This window comes from Microbacterium stercoris, from assembly GCF_017592545.1.
Lineage (GTDB): Bacteria > Actinomycetota > Actinomycetes > Actinomycetales > Microbacteriaceae > Microbacterium > Microbacterium stercoris.
The window spans coordinates 691993-707500 of the sequence record NZ_JAGFOA010000001.1 but is presented as its reverse complement, the minus strand read 5'-3'; the positions used below and the strand labels follow the sequence as shown (position 1 = coordinate 707500).

Annotated in this window: 13 protein-coding genes; 5 read left to right on the top strand and 8 right to left on the bottom strand. The window is 69.4% G+C overall.

From position 1 onward, the window contains the following. Positions 1–9: 9 nt before the first annotated feature. Together J5V96_RS03250 and fdxA are read left to right on the top strand one after the other, a co-directional pair. Positions 10–1371 (top strand): FAD-dependent oxidoreductase, encoded by a 1362-nt coding sequence (locus tag J5V96_RS03250; protein ID WP_208500188.1) that lies wholly within the window; start codon positions 10–12, stop codon positions 1369–1371. After that, the gene (gene fdxA / locus J5V96_RS03245) at positions 1368–1694 is read left to right on the top strand and encodes a ferredoxin (protein WP_208500187.1); all 327 of its coding nucleotides are present in this window, start codon (positions 1368–1370) and stop codon (positions 1692–1694) included. Before J5V96_RS03250 ends, fdxA begins: the two co-directional genes overlap by 4 nt. A gap of 64 nt (positions 1695–1758) precedes the next feature. On the opposite strand, the gene J5V96_RS03240 is transcribed toward fdxA, so the two are convergent. From J5V96_RS03240 to dut, 6 genes are all read right to left on the bottom strand, one after another. Beyond that, positions 1759–2691 (bottom strand): sulfite exporter TauE/SafE family protein, encoded by a 933-nt coding sequence (locus J5V96_RS03240; protein WP_208500186.1) that lies wholly within the window; start codon positions 2689–2691, stop codon positions 1759–1761. Positions 2692–2795: 104 nt separating this feature from the next. Then, complete coding sequence (gene dxs, locus J5V96_RS03235; protein WP_208500185.1) at positions 2796–4754, bottom strand: 1-deoxy-D-xylulose-5-phosphate synthase; 1959 nt, start codon at positions 4752–4754, stop codon at positions 2796–2798. Between the two features lie 97 nt (positions 4755–4851). Beyond that, positions 4852–7689 (bottom strand): aconitate hydratase, encoded by a 2838-nt coding sequence (locus J5V96_RS03230; protein WP_208500184.1) that lies wholly within the window; start codon positions 7687–7689, stop codon positions 4852–4854. Between the two features lie 164 nt (positions 7690–7853). After that, positions 7854–8600: a DUF3159 domain-containing protein gene (locus tag J5V96_RS03225; protein WP_208500183.1), complete on the bottom strand. Its 747-nt coding sequence runs from the start codon at positions 8598–8600 to the stop codon at positions 7854–7856. Positions 8601–8608: 8 nt separating this feature from the next. Next, on the bottom strand, positions 8609–9193 hold the full coding sequence (locus J5V96_RS03220; RefSeq protein ID WP_208500182.1) for a DUF3710 domain-containing protein: 585 nt from the start codon (positions 9191–9193) through the stop codon (positions 8609–8611). After that, on the bottom strand, positions 9190–9642 hold the full coding sequence (gene dut, locus J5V96_RS03215; protein ID WP_208500181.1) for a dUTP diphosphatase: 453 nt from the start codon (positions 9640–9642) through the stop codon (positions 9190–9192). The genes J5V96_RS03220 and dut overlap by 4 nt, the downstream gene beginning before the upstream one ends. Before the next feature lie 12 nt (positions 9643–9654). Between dut and J5V96_RS03210 the strand changes: the two genes are divergently transcribed. Beyond that, complete coding sequence (locus tag J5V96_RS03210; protein WP_208500180.1) at positions 9655–10158, top strand: DUF3093 domain-containing protein; 504 nt, start codon at positions 9655–9657, stop codon at positions 10156–10158. Between the two features lie 23 nt (positions 10159–10181). On the opposite strand, the gene J5V96_RS03205 is transcribed toward J5V96_RS03210, so the two are convergent. Then, on the bottom strand, positions 10182–10478 hold the full coding sequence (locus tag J5V96_RS03205; protein WP_208500179.1) for a DUF4193 domain-containing protein: 297 nt from the start codon (positions 10476–10478) through the stop codon (positions 10182–10184). Between the two features lie 255 nt (positions 10479–10733). Between J5V96_RS03205 and sepH the strand changes: the two genes are divergently transcribed. Beyond that, positions 10734–11801 carry a septation protein SepH gene (sepH, locus tag J5V96_RS03200; RefSeq protein ID WP_208500178.1) on the top strand — a complete coding sequence of 356 codons (1068 nt, stop codon included), beginning with the start codon at positions 10734–10736 and terminating at the stop codon, positions 11799–11801. Between the two features lie 40 nt (positions 11802–11841). Here sepH and J5V96_RS03195 read toward each other — a convergent pair whose 3' ends face one another. Continuing rightward, positions 11842–12960 carry an alkaline phosphatase family protein gene (locus J5V96_RS03195; protein WP_208500177.1) on the bottom strand — a complete coding sequence of 373 codons (1119 nt, stop codon included), beginning with the start codon at positions 12958–12960 and terminating at the stop codon, positions 11842–11844. Positions 12961–13040: 80 nt separating this feature from the next. Between J5V96_RS03195 and J5V96_RS03190 the strand changes: the two genes are divergently transcribed. Beyond that, positions 13041–15506 (top strand): DNA gyrase/topoisomerase IV subunit A, encoded by a 2466-nt coding sequence (locus tag J5V96_RS03190; protein ID WP_236014374.1) that lies wholly within the window; start codon positions 13041–13043, stop codon positions 15504–15506. Positions 15507–15508: the final 2 nt, after the last annotated feature.

The following is a 15508-nucleotide window of genomic DNA, read 5'->3' as shown; positions in this document are numbered from 1 at the left end:
GGAAGCCCCATGAGCTCGGACTCCCCTCTCGACCTGCGCGTCGCCATTGTCGGCGCCGGCCCGGCGGGCATCTACGCCGGAAACCTCCTCGCGAACGCCGTCGAGGAGGCCGGCGGCACAGTGGCGATCGACCTGCTCGAATCGCTGCCGGCCCCGTACGGCCTGATCCGCTACGGCGTCTCGCCCGATCACCCGCGCATCAAGGGCATCATCAACTCCCTCGAGGAGATGCTCGACTCCGGCCGCATCCGCTTCCTCGGAAACATCGAAGTGGGCAAGGACGTCTCCCTTGACGAGCTGCGTGAGCGCTACCACGCGGTGATCCTGGCGACCGGTGCGATCCGCGACGCCGCGCTCGACATCCCCGGCGTCGACAAGGACGGCTCGTACGGCGCCGCCGATTTCGTCTCCTGGTTCGACGGTCATCCGGATGTGCCGCGCACCTGGCCGCTCGAGGCGGAGCAGATCGCGGTCATCGGCAACGGCAACGTCGCCCTCGACGTCGCACGGATGCTCGCCAAGCACCCGGTCGATCTGCGCTCGACGGAGATCCCCGACAACGTGCTCGAGGGGCTCGAGTCCTCACCGGTCACCGACGTCCACGTCTTCGGGCGCCGCGGGCCCGCCGATATCAAGTTCACCCCCATCGAGCTTCGTGAGCTCGGCGAGCTGAACGATGTCGACATCGTCCTCGATGAGGCGGATTTCGAGGGGGTGGACCTGGCGTCCGCGTCGACGAACCAGATGAAGATCATGCTGCGCACCCTCAATGCCTGGCGGGGTGAGCAGCTCACGGGGGCGAGCCGCCGTGTGCACCTGCACTTCTGGCACGCGCCGGCCGAGATCCTCGGCGACGAGAAGGTGGAGGCGATGCGGTTCGAGCGCACGCGCATCGAAGATGGTCGCCTCGTCGGCACCGGCGAGTTCGCCGAGTATCCGCTTCAGGCCGTGTACCGTGCGGTCGGCTACTTCGGCTCGCCGATCGACGGCGCCCCGTTCGACCCCATCAAGGGCGTCATCTCGAACATCGAGGGCCGGGTCGCGGGCATCCAGGGGCTTTACGCGACGGGATGGATCAAGCGCGGTCCGGTGGGTCTCATCGGCCACACGAAGTCGGACGCCATGGAGACCGTCGACCATCTCGTCACCGACGCGCAGGCCGGCATCCTGACGACCCCGCTCGAGACGGGACTGCTCGAGCTTCTCGACGAGCGCGAGGTCGAGTACACGACGTGGGCCGGATGGCTCGCGCTGGACGCCCATGAGCGCGCGCTCGGCGAGACGCATCTCTACACGCGGGAGCGTGTGAAGGTCGTTCCGCGCGACGAGCAGGTCGAGATCTCGCGCTCCGGCGCGCTCGCGGGCGCATGACGTACGTCATCGCCCTGCCGTGTGTGGACGTCAAGGATCGCGCGTGCATCGACGAGTGCCCCGTGGACTGCATCTACGAGGGTGAGCGCAGCCTCTACATTCACCCCGATGAGTGCGTCGACTGCGGTGCGTGCGAGCCGGTGTGCCCCGTCGAGGCCATCTACTACGAGGACGACCTGCCCGACGAGTGGCAGGACTACTACAAGGCCAACGTCGAGTTCTTCGACGAGATCGGCTCCCCGGGCGGCGCCGCCAAGACCGGCGTGACCCCCAAGGACCACCCGATCATCGCGGCCCTGCCCCCTCAGAGCGAGGGCCACTGACGCAGCGCAATACCGAAGCCCCCGCGATCCGTGAATCGCGGGGGCTTCGTCGTTCCCAGCCTGCTCAGTCCGTGACGAGGGCCGCCTCGCGGGCCTCATCGGCCTTGGTGGCGGCGTCCTTCTCGGCGAGACCGGCCGCCACGGCCTTGCGGTGCTCGCTGATCGACCACGCGACGGCCACCGCCCAGATGAAGGCGATTGCCGCGAGCGAGAGTCCCAGCACCTCATCGGAGACCTCGAGCGAGGTGAGGATCGTGCGCACGTTGGTGAGCACGATGAGACCGCCGACCGCCGATCCGAGGATGCGAGCGGGGATGAGACGCACGATCCACGCAGCGAGAGGAGCGGCGATCACACCACCGGCCAGCAGCGCGATGACCCACGTGAGGTCGACGCCCGCGCCGCTGAGACCGATGAAGAAGCCGATCGACGCGGCGATCGCGACGAGGAACTCCGACGCATCGATCGTTCCGATCACCTTCCGCGGCTCGAGGCGACCGCTCGACAGCAGCGCGGGGGTGCCGACCGGCCCCCACCCACCCCCGCCCGATGCGTCGAGGAAGCCGCCGACGAGACCGAGGGGCGCCAGGAACTTCAGCGTGAGCGGCTTGTCACTGCGCCGGCCCGGGAGCCCCTTGATGGTGAAGCGCACGAGCACGTAGATGCCGAGAGCCAGCAGGATGGCGCTGGTGTAGGGCTTGGCGATGTCGGTGGCCAGCCCCGAAAGGAACGTCGCCCCCGCGAACGCGCCCACAGCGCCGGGGATGCCGATCTTCAGCGCGGCGCGCCAGTCGACGTTGCCGAAGCGCCAGTGCGAGAGCCCGGAGGCGAGGGTGGTGCCGACCTCGGCCAGGTGCACGGAAGCACTGGCGGCAGCGGGCGCAAGACCCACTGCAAGGAGCAGACTCGTCGAGGTGACGCCGTAGGCCATGCCCAACGCACCGTCGACGAGCTGCGCTCCGAGTCCGACGAGAGCGAGGAGGATGATCGTCTGCATGTCCCCGAGCGTAGGGAGGATGCCCCGAGCGACGCGCGCTTCGCGACACGCGCCGTCACAAAACCCTCCGAACCGCTAGGAAAAGCCCCCCGCGGCGCTGCGCGTCAGCTCTTCGGCGCGTGCAGGCGGAACTCGCCGGTCACGGCGGGGAGCCCTTTTCCGGGCTCTTTGCGGGCCACCGGCACGCGGGTGCCGAGCACCTGGGCCACAACGTCCTGGGCGATCTTGGCGGGGGTCAGACCCGCATCCTCGAGGATCTGCTCTCGCGAGGCGTGATCCAGGAACTCATCGGGCAGGCCGAGTTCGTCCACGGCCGTGTCGATGCCCGCCTCGCGCAGCACCTGCCGCACGCGCGTGCCGACGCCACCGACGCGGATGCCGTCCTCGAGAGTGATGACAAGACGGTGGCGGGCTGCGAGCTCGACGAGCGACGAGGCCACCGGCACCACCCAGCGCGGGTCGATCACGGTCGCGCCGATGCCCTGCGCCCGAAGACGCTGCGCCACGTCGAGCGCCAGGCGCGCGAACGGCCCGATGCCCACGATCAGCACGTCTTCGGTCTCGCCCCTCTCGAGGACGTCGACACCGTCGGACAGCCGCTCGATGGCAGGGATGTCCTCCCCGACCGCGCCCTTCGGGAACCGGATCACCGTGGGCGCGTCGCGCACGTCGACCGCCTCCTGCAGCTCCTCGCGCAGACGGGCCTCATCGCGCGGCGCTGCGATGCGGATCCGCGGCACGATGTGCAGCAGGGCGAGATCCCACATGCCATGGTGGCTGGGTCCGTCCGGTCCCGTGACGCCCGAGCGATCGAGCACGAACGTGACCCCTGCACGATGCAGGGCGACATCCATCAGCACCTGATCGAAAGCGCGGTTGACGAACGTCGAGTAGAGCGCGACGACCGGGTGAAGCCCGCCGTAGGCGAGCCCCGCTGCCGAGGCGACCGCGTGCTGCTCGGCGATGCCGACGTCGTAGACGCGCTCGGGGAAGCGCTCGGCGAACGGTGCGAGCCCGGTCGGTCGCAGCATCGCGGCGGTCATCGCGATGACATCCTCTCGCCGCTCCCCCACCTTGACGAGCTCTTCCGCGAAGACGTCTGTCCAGCCGGGTGCCGAAGCCCCGCCGAGCGCCCCGCCGGTCGCGGGATCGATGCGCCCGACGGCGTGGAACTGGTCGAACTCGTCGTCGCGGGCGGGCTGATAGCCGCGGCCCTTCTCCGTGATGACGTGCACGATCACCGGAGCGCCGTACGACTTCGCCAGCGCCAGCGTCTCGAGCAGCGCGGGCAGGTCGTGCCCGTCGACGGGGCCGAGATACTTCACGTCGAGATTGGAGTAGAGCGAGGAGTTGTTCGTGAAGCGAGAAAGGAAGCCGTGGGTCCCGCCGCGGACCCCGCGGTAGATCGCGCGCCCGACCGACCCGAAGCGGCCGGCGACGTTCGACGACTTCTTCGACAGATCGCGGTAGGTCTCGGTGGTGCGCACCCGATTGAGGTGGCGGGCCATGCCCCCGATCGTCGGCGCATAGGAGCGACCGTTGTCGTTCACGACGATCACGAGGTTGCGCTCGTTGTCGTCGGTGATGTTGTTGAGCGCTTCCCAGGTCATGCCGCCTGTGAGGGCGCCGTCGCCGACGACGGCCACGACATGGCGGTCGGCACGTCCGGTCGCGGCGAAGGCGCGCGAGATGCCATCGGCCCAGCTCAGTGAGCTGGAGGCATGCGAGGACTCGACCACATCGTGAGGGCTCTCGGAGCGCTGAGGGTAGCCGGCCAGGCCGCCGCGCGCCCGCAGAGCCGAGAAGTCCTGGCGTCCGGTGAGGAGCTTGTGCACGTAGGACTGGTGCCCCGTGTCGAAGATGATGGGGTCGTCCGGCGAGGCGAAGACGCGGTGAAGCGCGATCGTGAGCTCCACGACGCCCAGGTTCGGCCCGAGGTGCCCGCCCGTACGCGCAACGTTCTCCACGAGGAACTCGCGGATCTCCGCAGCCAGGTCCGTCAGCTGCGCCGGCGAGAGCGCATCGAGATCGCGCGGACCGTGGATCCCGTCCAGAAGACTCATGCCCCGAGCCTACGCCGGGGTTCTGGGATTCCGACGAACGACGAACGACCCCCGGCGATCCCTTGCGGGATGACCGGGGGCCGTTCGACAGGATGCGTCAGACGAGGCTGCGCAGCACGTACTGCAGGATGCCGCCGTTGCGGTAGTAGTCGGCCTCACCGGGGGTGTCGATGCGGACGACCGCGTCGAACTCCACGACCTGCTTGCCCTCGGGCGAGTGCTCGCTCGGGGTGGCGGTGACCTTGACCGTCTTCGGCGTGACGCCCTCGTTCAGCTGCTCCAGGCCCTCGATCGAGACGATCTCGGTGCCGTCGAGGCCGAGCGATGCCCAGCTCTCGCCTGCCGGGAACTGCAGCGGAACAACGCCCATGCCGATGAGGTTCGAGCGGTGGATGCGCTCGAAGCTCTCGGTGATGACCGCCTTCACGCCCAGGAGGCTCGTGCCCTTGGCCGCCCAGTCACGCGACGACCCGGAGCCGTACTCCTTGCCGCCGAAGATCACCAGCGGCGTGCCCTGAGCCTGGTAGTTCTGGCACGCGTCGTAGATGAACGACTGCGGCCCCTCCGGCTGCGTGAAGTCGCGGGTGTAGCCGCCCTCGACGACCGCGCCGTCGTTGACGGCGCTGACTAGCAGGTTCTTCAGGCGGATGTTCGCGAACGTGCCGCGGATCATCACCTCGTGGTTGCCGCGGCGCGATCCGTACGAGTTGAAGTCGCGCTGGGCGACACCGTTCTCGGTCAGGTACTGCGCGGCAGGCGTGCCCGCCTTGATGTTGCCCGCGGGGCTGATGTGGTCGGTCGTGACCGAGTCGCCCAGCGTCGCCATCACGCGCGCGCCGGTGATGTCGGTGACCGGGGTCAGCTCCATCGACATGCCGTCGAAGTACGGGGCCTTGCGCACGTAGGTGGACTTCTCGTCCCACTCGAAGATCGGACCGGTCGGCGTGGGAAGCGTCTTCCAGCGCTCGTCGCCCTCGAACACCGTGGCGTACTGCGTGATGAACTGCTCACGCGAGATCGAGGAGTCGATGATCTCCTGGACCTCCTCGGGCGCGGGCCAGACGTCCTTCAGGAACACGTCGTTGCCGTCCGCGTCCTTGCCGAGCGCGTCGGTCTCGAAGTCGAAGTTCATCGAACCGGCGAGAGCGTACGCGACGACGAGCGGCGGCGAGGCCAGGTAGTTCATCTTCACGTCGGGGCTGATGCGGCCCTCGAAGTTGCGGTTGCCCGAGAGGACGGCCGTCACGGCGAGGTCGTGCTCGTTGATCGCCGCCGACACCTCTTCGATGAGCGGGCCCGAGTTGCCGATGCAGATCGTGCAGCCGTAGCCGACCGTGTAGAAGCCGAGCGCCTCGAGGTCCTTGTCGAGACCGGACTTCTCGTAGTAGTCGGTGACGACCTTCGAGCCCGGGCCGAGCGTCGTCTTGACCCAGGGCTTGCGCTTGAGGCCCTTCTCGGCCGCCTTGCGGGCGAGAAGACCCGCCGCGATCATGACCGACGGGTTCGACGTGTTCGTGCACGACGTGATGGCGGCGAGGGTGACGGCGCCGTTGTCGAGCAGGTACTCCTGGCCCTCGGGCGTCGTGACCTTCACGGGGTTCGACGCGGCGTGCGCGTCGCCCGAGACGAGCACGGACGGACCGTGCTCGTGGTGCGGCTCCACGACCTCGCGCTCGACGCCCGGGGTGTTGCCCGGGTCGGACGCGGGGAACGTGCCGTCGACCTCCTGGGCCTCGTCCGCCTCGACGTAGTTGAGGATGTCCTTGCCGAACTGGGCCTTGGCCTCCGAGAGGAGGATGCGGTCCTGCGGACGCTTCGGGCCGGCGATCGAGGGCACGACCGTGGCCAGGTCGAGCTCCATGTACTCGGAGAAGACGAGCTCGCGCGACGGGTCGTGCCAGAGGTGCTGCTCCTTGGCGTAGGCCTCCACGAGCGACACGGTCTGCTCGTCGCGGCCGGTGAGGCGCAGGTAGTCGAGCGTGACGTCGTCGATCGGGAACATCGCCGCGGTCGAGCCGAACTCGGGCGACATGTTGCCGATGGTGGCGCGGTTCGCGAGGGGCACCGAGGCGACGCCCTCACCGTAGAACTCGACGAACTTGCCGACGACTCCGTGCTGGCGGAGCATGTCGGTGATCGTGAGGACGACGTCCGTGGCGGTGACGCCGGCGGGGATCTCGCCGGTGAGCTTGAAGCCCACCACGCGCGGGATGAGCATCGACACCGGCTGGCCGAGCATCGCGGCCTCGGCCTCGATGCCGCCGACGCCCCAGCCGAGCACGCCGAGGCCGTTGACCATCGTCGTGTGCGAGTCGGTGCCGACGCAGGTGTCGGGGTAGGCGCGAAGGACGCCGTCGACCGTGCGGTCGTAGATGACCTTGGCCAGGTGCTCGATGTTCACCTGGTGGACGATGCCGGTGCCCGGGGGCACCACCTTGAAGTCCTGGAACGCCGTCTGGCCCCAGCGCAGGAACTGGTAACGCTCGCCGTTGCGCTCGTACTCGATCTCGACGTTGCGCTCGAGAGCGTTCTCGGAGCCGAAGAGGTCGGCGATCACCGAGTGGTCGATGACCATCTCGGCGGGCGAGAGGGGGTTGATCTTGTCGGGGTCGCCGCCGAGGGCCGTGACCGCCTCGCGCATGGTGGCGAGGTCGACGATGCAGGGCACGCCGGTGAAGTCCTGCATGACCACGCGCGCGGGCGTGAACTGGATCTCGGTGTTCGGCTGAGCCGAGGGATCCCACGAACCGAGGGCAGAGATCTGCTCCTTCGTGATGTTCGCGCCGTCCTCGGTGCGGAGGAGGTTCTCGAGCAGCACCTTCAGGCTGAAGGGGAGCTTCTCGAAGCCGTCGACCGCGTCGATGCGGAAGATCTCGTAGTCGGTGCTGCCGACCGTCAGGGTGCTCTTGGCACCGAAGCTGTTCACCGTTGACACGGGCTGTCTCCTCCTGGTCGACCGCGCTTTGCGCTCCCCATCCTGCCTCCTGTGCGAGTGCACGGCCAGCAAGGCGGACCTAACAGGCGGAGGGCGCGGGACGCCACCGCGGGATGAGGGATTTATCTTGACGTCGAGATAAATCTACCACGCCGTACGCATCGTCAGGAGTCGCGACCCGCCAGGCGGTGTCCCGGGTAGAGGGATCGCGCGGCGAGCCAGGTCACCGCCACCAGCGGGGCGAACAGCGGCAGCCCCATCACCAGCTTGAGTGTGCCCAGCAGCGCCGTCTCGTGGGCCAGGTAGAGAGGCAGCTGCACCGCGAGACGCGCGAAGAACAACGCCGACCACGCGATCGCCAACCAGAAGAACACGCGCCTCTTGCGGCGATCCTTGCGCCACTCGACACCCTCGCCGACGAGGAAGCCGACGAGAAGTCCGATCAGCGACCAGCCGATCACCGCCGACACCAGGTAGGCGGTGCCGTATGCGGCGTTGGTGATCAGCCCGAAGACGAAGTTGTCGCGCCCGTCGCCGGTCCACAGTGCGAGTGCGGCCGCAGCGCCGGCAGCCACAAGACCGCCGAGAGCCGCCGCGGGCGTCGACCGCTGCGCGAACCGCAGCACGGTGAACACCGCTGCCATGCCGACAGACAGAGCGAGGGACAGATAGAGGGGCTCGGGCCAGAACGTGTAGACGAGCACGAAGGTGAGGCTCGGCAGGATCGACTCCAGCACCCCGCGGAAGCCGCCCATGGCCTTCCAGACGACGCCACCGGCCGTCGTCTCCTCGGCCGAGTCGCCCCCGATCCGACGGGCGGCATCGCCGAACGCGCCGCCCAGCACGTCGGAGGCCGACATCCGCGCCTCAGCGCGGTCGTCGCGGTCGCCGGCGGAAGGCTCGGTGGTCATCGCGCGTCTCAGGCCGTGGCGGGCGTCGACGGCATCTTCAGCGGGATGAGGTCGCGCGGAGGCATCGGGGCCCCGCCGCGCACGACGACGATCGAGCGGAAGAGCGACTCGACCTGCTCGGCCGCGACCGGATCCGACGCGCCGGCACCGCCGATGACACCGCGCAGGAACCACCGCGGACCGTCCACCCCGACGAAGCGTGCGAGGCGCATCTGGGCGTCTGAACCCGCGACGACCGGCACCTCGGCGAGAAGCTCGGCACCCAGAGGGCCCTCGCGCTCCTCGACGCGGCCGCCCTGCTGACGCACCTGGTCGCGGATCTGCGCGCGCGTCTCCTCCCAGAGACCCGAGGTGCGGGGCGCCGCGAACGGCTGCACCTGCAGGGTGGAGTCGGCATAGTCCAGACCCACCGCCACGATGCGCTTGGTCTGCTCCTCCACCTCGAGGCGCAGGTTCAGTCCCTCGCGCGGAAGCACCTTGATGCCGCCGAGGTCGATGTAGGGGCGGACCGGATTGGCCTCGGTCTCATCCAGCGGACCTGCCGTGGCGCGGTCGCCGGGGGCGGACTTTCCGTTCTCGAGCTCGTCGCTCATGCGTTCCCTCCCTGGGAAAGAATTCCGGTGGATCCGAACCCGCCGCCACCGCGGACGCTGTCGGGGAGCTCGTCCACCGGGATGAATCGCGCCCGAGGCACCGGCATGAGGATCAGCTGCGCGATCCGGTCTCCCACCGCGATGTCGAACGCCTCGCGAGGGTCGGTGTTCAGGAGCGCCACCTTGATCTCGCCGCGGTAGCCCGCGTCGATGGTGCCGGGCGCGTTGACGATGGTGATGCCGTGCTTGGCGGCCAGGCCGGAGCGCGGAACCACGAAAGCGGCATACCCCTCGGGAAGAGCGATGCGGACGCCCGTGCCGACGAGCGCGCGCTCACCCGGCGCGAGATGCACGGCCTCAGACGCCATCAGATCCGCGCCGGCGTCGCCGGGGTGCGCGTACACCGGCAGGGCCGATGCGATGATGGGAACGTCCACGGTTTCGGTCACTCCACGAGGGTAATGCAGAACACAACGCCGCCCGCCCGGCCTTCCCAGCCCCCGCGCGCAGAGTCCGCCCGTCCGCTCTACAGGGAGCGCCTCACGCCGTCCCTGTGGATCCTCGGCTCCGCCGCCGTCGTGGCGCCGATGGCCTCGCTCGTCTTCGTCCGCATGGACGGCGCGCTCTCCCTGGCGATCGGCTTCGCCGTCGGCGTCGCGGTCATCACCGCGCTCATCCTGGGATCCCCGGTGATCGAGGTCGTCGGGCGGGAGCTGCGCGCGGGCCGCGCGCACATCGACGTCGCCCTTCTCGGGGAGCCTGTCCCACTCACAGACGAGGCGGCCCGCGCGGCGCGCTCGACCGGCCTCGACGCACGAGGGTGGCACCTCATACGAGGAGGGGTCGCCGGGATCGTCGTCCTTCCGGACATCGATCCCGACGACCCCGTGTCGTCGTGGACGCTCTCATCGCGCACTCCCGACCGCCTGGCGGCGGCCGTTCGTCACGCTCAGAGCGCCGGCTGAGCCCTCCCGGGCCCGCCGCGGCGTCAGGCCGCGCAGTCCTTGCAGATCGGGCCGTTGGCGCCCTCGTGGTCGATCTGCGAGCGGTGCTTCACCAGGAAGCAGTTCATGCAGGTGAACTCGTCGTCCTGCGCCGGAAGCACCACGACATCCAGCTCGACGTTCGAGAGGTCCGCGCCCGGAAGGTCGAAGCTCGACGGGTTGTCCGCGTCCTCCACGTCCACCGAACCCGACATGGTGTCGGGCACGCGCGCCTTGAGGGCCTCGATCGACTCGTTTCCGTCGTCCTCGGTCTTGCGGGGGGCGTCGTAATCGGTTGCCATGTGAGTGGGTCACACTTCTTTCATCAGCTGTGGTGCACACCCCGCCAGATGCGGCGGAGCGGCGATAGTCTGCACGCCCTTTGCTGTGAACGCAAATACGCGTGCACGACGGGCGCGTGCAGCTGACGGAACTCGCGGCACGCCCACGGTATTCCCGGCGTTCGCGCCGGCGCGTGAAACCATGGCCGAGTCGTGAACGCACGCGGCGCGTCGTGATCTGCCGCGGCGTCAGAGGCGAGCCAGAGGAGGCTGAGCATGGAATCGCTCACCATCATCGGAACCGAGGACGGACAGCTGGTCTTGGCCACCGAGGCCGGCCAGCGGTTCACGCTCGCCATCGACGATGTGCTCCGCTCGGAGATCCGCAAGATCGACCGCGCGCAGGCACCCGCCGGGCCGCGGGTCCCTCTGCCGAGCCCGCGTGAGATCCAGACCCACATCCGCGCCGGCATGTCGGCGGAGGACGTCGCACAGCTGCTCGACGCCCGCGTCGAGGACGTGCGCCGGTTCGAGGGCCCCGTGCTCGCCGAGCGCGAGCACATCGTCGGCCAGGCGCTGGCCGTGCCCGTGCTCATGGGCATCGAGCTGCAACAGGACGAGAACCCGACCTTCGGAGTCGCCATCCGCTCGAAGCTCGCCGATCTCGGCGCCACGGGCGAGCGCTGGACGAGCTGGAAGGAGGAGGCGGGCTGGATCGTCAAGCTCGAGTTCATCGCGAACGACGTCGAGCACGATGCCCGCTGGAGCTTCGAACCTCGCCGGAGCGCCCTCTCGCCGCTGAACAGCGACGCCACCCAGCTCTCGCGCCAGGGCCCGATGCCGGAGGGGCTGATCCCGCGTCTTCGCGCGCTCGACACCGTCGTGCCGCCGGCCGAGAACGTGCCCGATTCCGAGGATCGCTTCGATTCGGGTGCCTTCGGGCCGCGACGTGTGCCGGAGGCGGGCGCCGATCCGGATTCCTCCGCGACCGTCAGGGACTTCGCGACGAAGCGCGCACCCGGCGCGCAGGCGCCCAGCTCCGACACCGCCGATCTGCTGGAGGCCCTGCGCCGCCGGCGCGGTCAGCGCGAGCCCGCGCCCGCGTTCGACATCGAGCTGGGCGACGAGACGCCCGAGGCCCCCGAGGAGCACCACGAGGTCGAGCGGCGCACGCTCGTGAACCTCTTCTCGGCTCCCTCCGCCACCCCCGTGTCCGTCGCCGATGAGGACGAGCCCGAGGCGCAGGCCGAGTCGCCCAAGGAGGACGAGACTCCGCGCCGCCGCGGCCGCGCGTCCATGCCGTCCTGGGACGACATCGTCTTCGGCGCGCGCACCGACGACTGACCACTCGGGCCGTTCGCGTCTTGGCCGCGCCCGACGCGGGCTAGGAGTAGGCCCCGAGCCGCAGGAACGGCACCGTCGTCTCCTCGGGACTCACGGAGCCGTGCTGACCGACCATGTCCTGCGGCCGCTTGTCGTCGAGTCGGTCGTCGTAGAACGCCCACGATCCGCGGGCCGCGATCAGCAGGTCGCCGATGCGCGGGCGCACCGCGACGTCGACAGGCCCGAACAGCCCGGCGGCAATCGCCTCATCGCGCGTGGCCACCTCCGCGGACTTGCCGGAATGCTCCGTCCACACCGATGCCGCCGTCGAGGGATCGACCCCCGGCTCGAGATAGACATGCAGCAGGCGGGGCTCGCCGCCGAGATGCGCGACACCGGAGAGACGGGGATCACCGTGCTGCAGCAGCACGTGGCGATGCCGAGGCACGTCCACCATTCCGTGGTCGGCAGTGACGATCGCGCCGACCCCCGCCGGGACCGGGGCGGCGAATGCCGCGTCGACGTCCTCGAGCGCGGCGAGCCAAGCGGCGGAATCGACGCCTCGCCTGTGCCCGGCCTTGTCGATCTCCGGCAGATAGCAGTAGACGAGCGAGCCGGACTCCCCCGCTGCCAGCTCGTAGGCGAGACGCACGCGCATCCGCACCTCATCGGCGCCGACGTACTCCGCCCCCCGCAGAACCGCCGCGGTGAGACCGCTCTTGGCGTACTCCGACATGCCGACGGCGAATGCCCGGCGCCCCTCTGCCACTGCCGTCTCGAAGACCGTGGTGCGGCGCTGCCAGGTCGCCGGATCCAGCCCGTCGTTCTCGTAGCCGTTGAGCTGATTCGTCAGTCGACCCTGCGCCGGATCCAGTACGCGGTACCCGACGAGGCCGTGCTCGCCCGGATGCGCGCCCGTGAGGATCGAGGTGAGCGCCGCCGCCGTCGTCGACGGGAACACGGATCGTGCGACGTCCTTCTTCCCGAACGATGCGGCCAGACGTCGAGCGTGACCCGCGTGCGCGCGCAGCTGGATCGCGCCGAGCCCGTCGATGACGAAGAGCACCGCGGAGCGCGCGGGCTTCAGCGCGCCGCCGCCGTCGAGGGAACGCAGGATGTCCGGCGCGACATCGGTGAGGCTCCGGGCCGCCGCGGGGCCCGTCGGTACGATGGGAGGCATCCGGGCAAGTCTCGCACGACGCGCGTTGCCCGATCAGAGACCCGCACCCGGGCCCTTCGACAGCAGGTGAGAGAAGCAGTATGGCGCGCACGACCCCGGCATCCGCGAACACGTCCGGATCCGCTCCGGAGCGCATCGAGGACATCGCCCTCGAGCAGGAGATGCAGGGTTCGTACCTCGAGTACGCCTACTCGGTCATCTATTCGCGTGCCCTGCCCGATGCTCGCGACGGACTGAAGCCCGTTCAGCGGCGCATCATCTACCAGATGGCGGAGATGGGCCTGCGCCCCGACCGCGGGCACGTGAAGAGCGCCCGCGTCGTCGGCGAGGTGATGGGAAAGCTCCACCCGCACGGTGACAGCGCGATCTACGACGCGCTTGTGCGCCTCGCGCAGGACTTCGCGCTGCGTGTCCCCCTCGTCGACGGGCACGGGAACTTCGGGTCGCTCGATGACGGTCCGGCGGCCGCTCGCTACACCGAAGTGCGCCTCGACCGCCCTGCCCTGTCGCTGACGGAGGACATCGACGAGGACGCGGTCGACTTCATCCCGAACTACGACGGACAGTTCCAGCAGCCCGCCGTGCTTCCAGCGGCGTACCCCAACCTGCTCGTCAACGGGGCGAGCGGCATCGCCGTCGGCATGGCGACGAACATGGCACCGCACAACCTCAGCGAGGTCGTCGCGGCCGCCACCCACCTCCTCGAGCACCCTGAGGCGACGACCGCGGAGCTCATGGAGTTCGTGCCCGGCCCCGATTTCCCCTCCGGCGGGATCCTCGTAGGGCTCGACGGCGTCAGGGATGCCTACGAGACCGGTCGCGGCGCCTTCAAGCTGCGCGGCAAGGTGTCCATCGAGCAGGTCGCGCCTCGCCGCACCGGCATCGTCATCACGGAGCTGCCGTACATGGTCGGCCCCGAGCGCGTCATCGAGAAGCTCAAGGACGCCGTGCAGTCCAAGAAGCTGCAGGGCATCTCGGATGTCGCCGACCTCACCGACCGCAACAACGGGCTGCGGCTGGTCATCGGCGTCAAGACCGGCTTCGACCCGCACGCCGTGCTCGAGCTGCTGTACAAGCTCACGCCGCTCGAGGACTCGTTCTCGATCAACAACGTGGCGCTCGTCGACGGGCAGCCGCGCACACTGGGCCTCAAGGATCTGCTGCGCGTCTACATCGACCACCGCCTCCAGGTCGTGACGCGCCGCAGCCGCTATCGTCTCGCCCGGCGACAGGAGCGCCTGCACCTCGTTGCCGGCCTTCTGACGGCCATCCTGGACATCGACGAGGTGATCCAGGTCATCCGCTCGTCCGACACGTCGGAGCAGGCGCGGACGAAGCTCTGCAGCGTCTTCGATCTCGATGAGATCCAGGCGGAGTACATCCTGGAACTGCGTCTGCGCCGACTCACGAAGTTCTCGCGTATCGAGCTCGAGCAGGAGCGGGACGCGCTGCTCGCGGAGATCGCCGCGCTCGAGGAGCTGCTCGGATCGGACACGCTGCTGCGCCGGCAGGTCGCGCTGGAACTCGACGCCACGGCCGAGAAGCACGCGACGCCCCGCCGAACGCTGCTGATGAACGGCAAGCCCGCCGCGCCGCGCAGCAAGAAGGGCGAGCCGGATCTGCAGATCGCCGACGGGCCCACCACCATCGCGCTGTCGACGACGGGCCGCGCCGTGCGCATCGAGGTGCCAGAAGGCCAGCAGCTGGCGGCGCCGGGGCGTCGCAGCAAGCACGACGCGATCCTCACGACCGTCGAGGCGACGATCCGCGGAGAGGTCGGCGCGCTGACGTCGAAGGGACGCGTGGTGCGCTTCCATCCCGTCGATCTGCCGTCGGTGCCCGCGAACTCGGTGCAGCTCGGCGTCGGCGCACGTCTGCACGACTACGTCGGCCTCACCGACCGCGCCGAGAAGATCGTCACCCTCGTGGATCTCGGGTCCGATGTGCCCGTCGCGATCGGCACGGCGCAGGGTGTGGTCAAGCGCATCGTGCCGTCATCGCTCGCCCCCAAGCCCGAGCTCGAGGTCATCGGCCTCAAGCCCGGCGATACGGTCGTGGGCGCCGCGTCAGCTCCCGAGGAGGCCGAGCTCGTGTTCGTGACCTCCGACGCGCAGCTGCTGAGGTTCTCGGCGGCGTCCGTGCGTCCGCAGGGCGCGCCGGCCGGCGGTATGGCGGGCATCAAGCTCGCGCCGAAGGCGGAGGTGGTGTTCTTCGGCGCCGCCATCGGTGACGAGACCGTTGTGGTCACCGTGTCGGGCTCGTCCGACGCCATCGCCGGGATGGAGATCGGACGGGCGAAGATCTCGGACTTCTCCGAGTTCCCGGCGAAGGGCCGCGCCACGGGCGGCGTCCGCGCGCACGCATTCCTCAAGGGCGAGAACCGCATCACGCTGGCGTGGGTCGGACCCGATCCGGCCCGTGCCGTCGATGCCTCGGGCGTTGTGCGCAAGCTGCCCGAGACCCTCGCGCGCCGAGACGCCTCTGGCCAGCCCCTCGAGGCCTCGATCGCCTCGATCGGACGAACCCTCGTCGCACCCGACGCCTGATC

What these genes read in the sequence shown, in the direction of transcription:
- J5V96_RS03250 (WP_208500188.1), top strand. Translation starts at nt 10, where the DNA reads ATGAGCTCGGACTCCCCTCTCGACCTGCGCGTCGCCATTGTCGGCGCC.
- J5V96_RS03240 (WP_208500186.1), bottom strand. Translation starts at nt 2,691, where the DNA reads ATGCAGACGATCATCCTCCTCGCTCTCGTCGGACTCGGAGCGCAGCTC.
- dxs (WP_208500185.1), bottom strand. Translation starts at nt 4,754, where the DNA reads ATGAGTCTTCTGGACGGGATCCACGGTCCGCGCGATCTCGATGCGCTC.
- fdxA (WP_208500187.1), top strand. Translation starts at nt 1,368, where the DNA reads ATGACGTACGTCATCGCCCTGCCGTGTGTGGACGTCAAGGATCGCGCG.
- J5V96_RS03195 (WP_208500177.1), bottom strand. Translation starts at nt 12,960, where the DNA reads ATGCCTCCCATCGTACCGACGGGCCCCGCGGCGGCCCGGAGCCTCACC.
- J5V96_RS03220 (WP_208500182.1), bottom strand. Translation starts at nt 9,193, where the DNA reads ATGAGCGACGAGCTCGAGAACGGAAAGTCCGCCCCCGGCGACCGCGCC.
- J5V96_RS03190 (WP_236014374.1), top strand. Translation starts at nt 13,041, where the DNA reads ATGGCGCGCACGACCCCGGCATCCGCGAACACGTCCGGATCCGCTCCG.
- J5V96_RS03210 (WP_208500180.1), top strand. Translation starts at nt 9,655, where the DNA reads ATGCAGAACACAACGCCGCCCGCCCGGCCTTCCCAGCCCCCGCGCGCA.
- J5V96_RS03225 (WP_208500183.1), bottom strand. Translation starts at nt 8,600, where the DNA reads ATGACCACCGAGCCTTCCGCCGGCGACCGCGACGACCGCGCTGAGGCG.
- sepH (WP_208500178.1), top strand. Translation starts at nt 10,734, where the DNA reads ATGGAATCGCTCACCATCATCGGAACCGAGGACGGACAGCTGGTCTTG.
- J5V96_RS03205 (WP_208500179.1), bottom strand. Translation starts at nt 10,478, where the DNA reads ATGGCAACCGATTACGACGCCCCCCGCAAGACCGAGGACGACGGAAAC.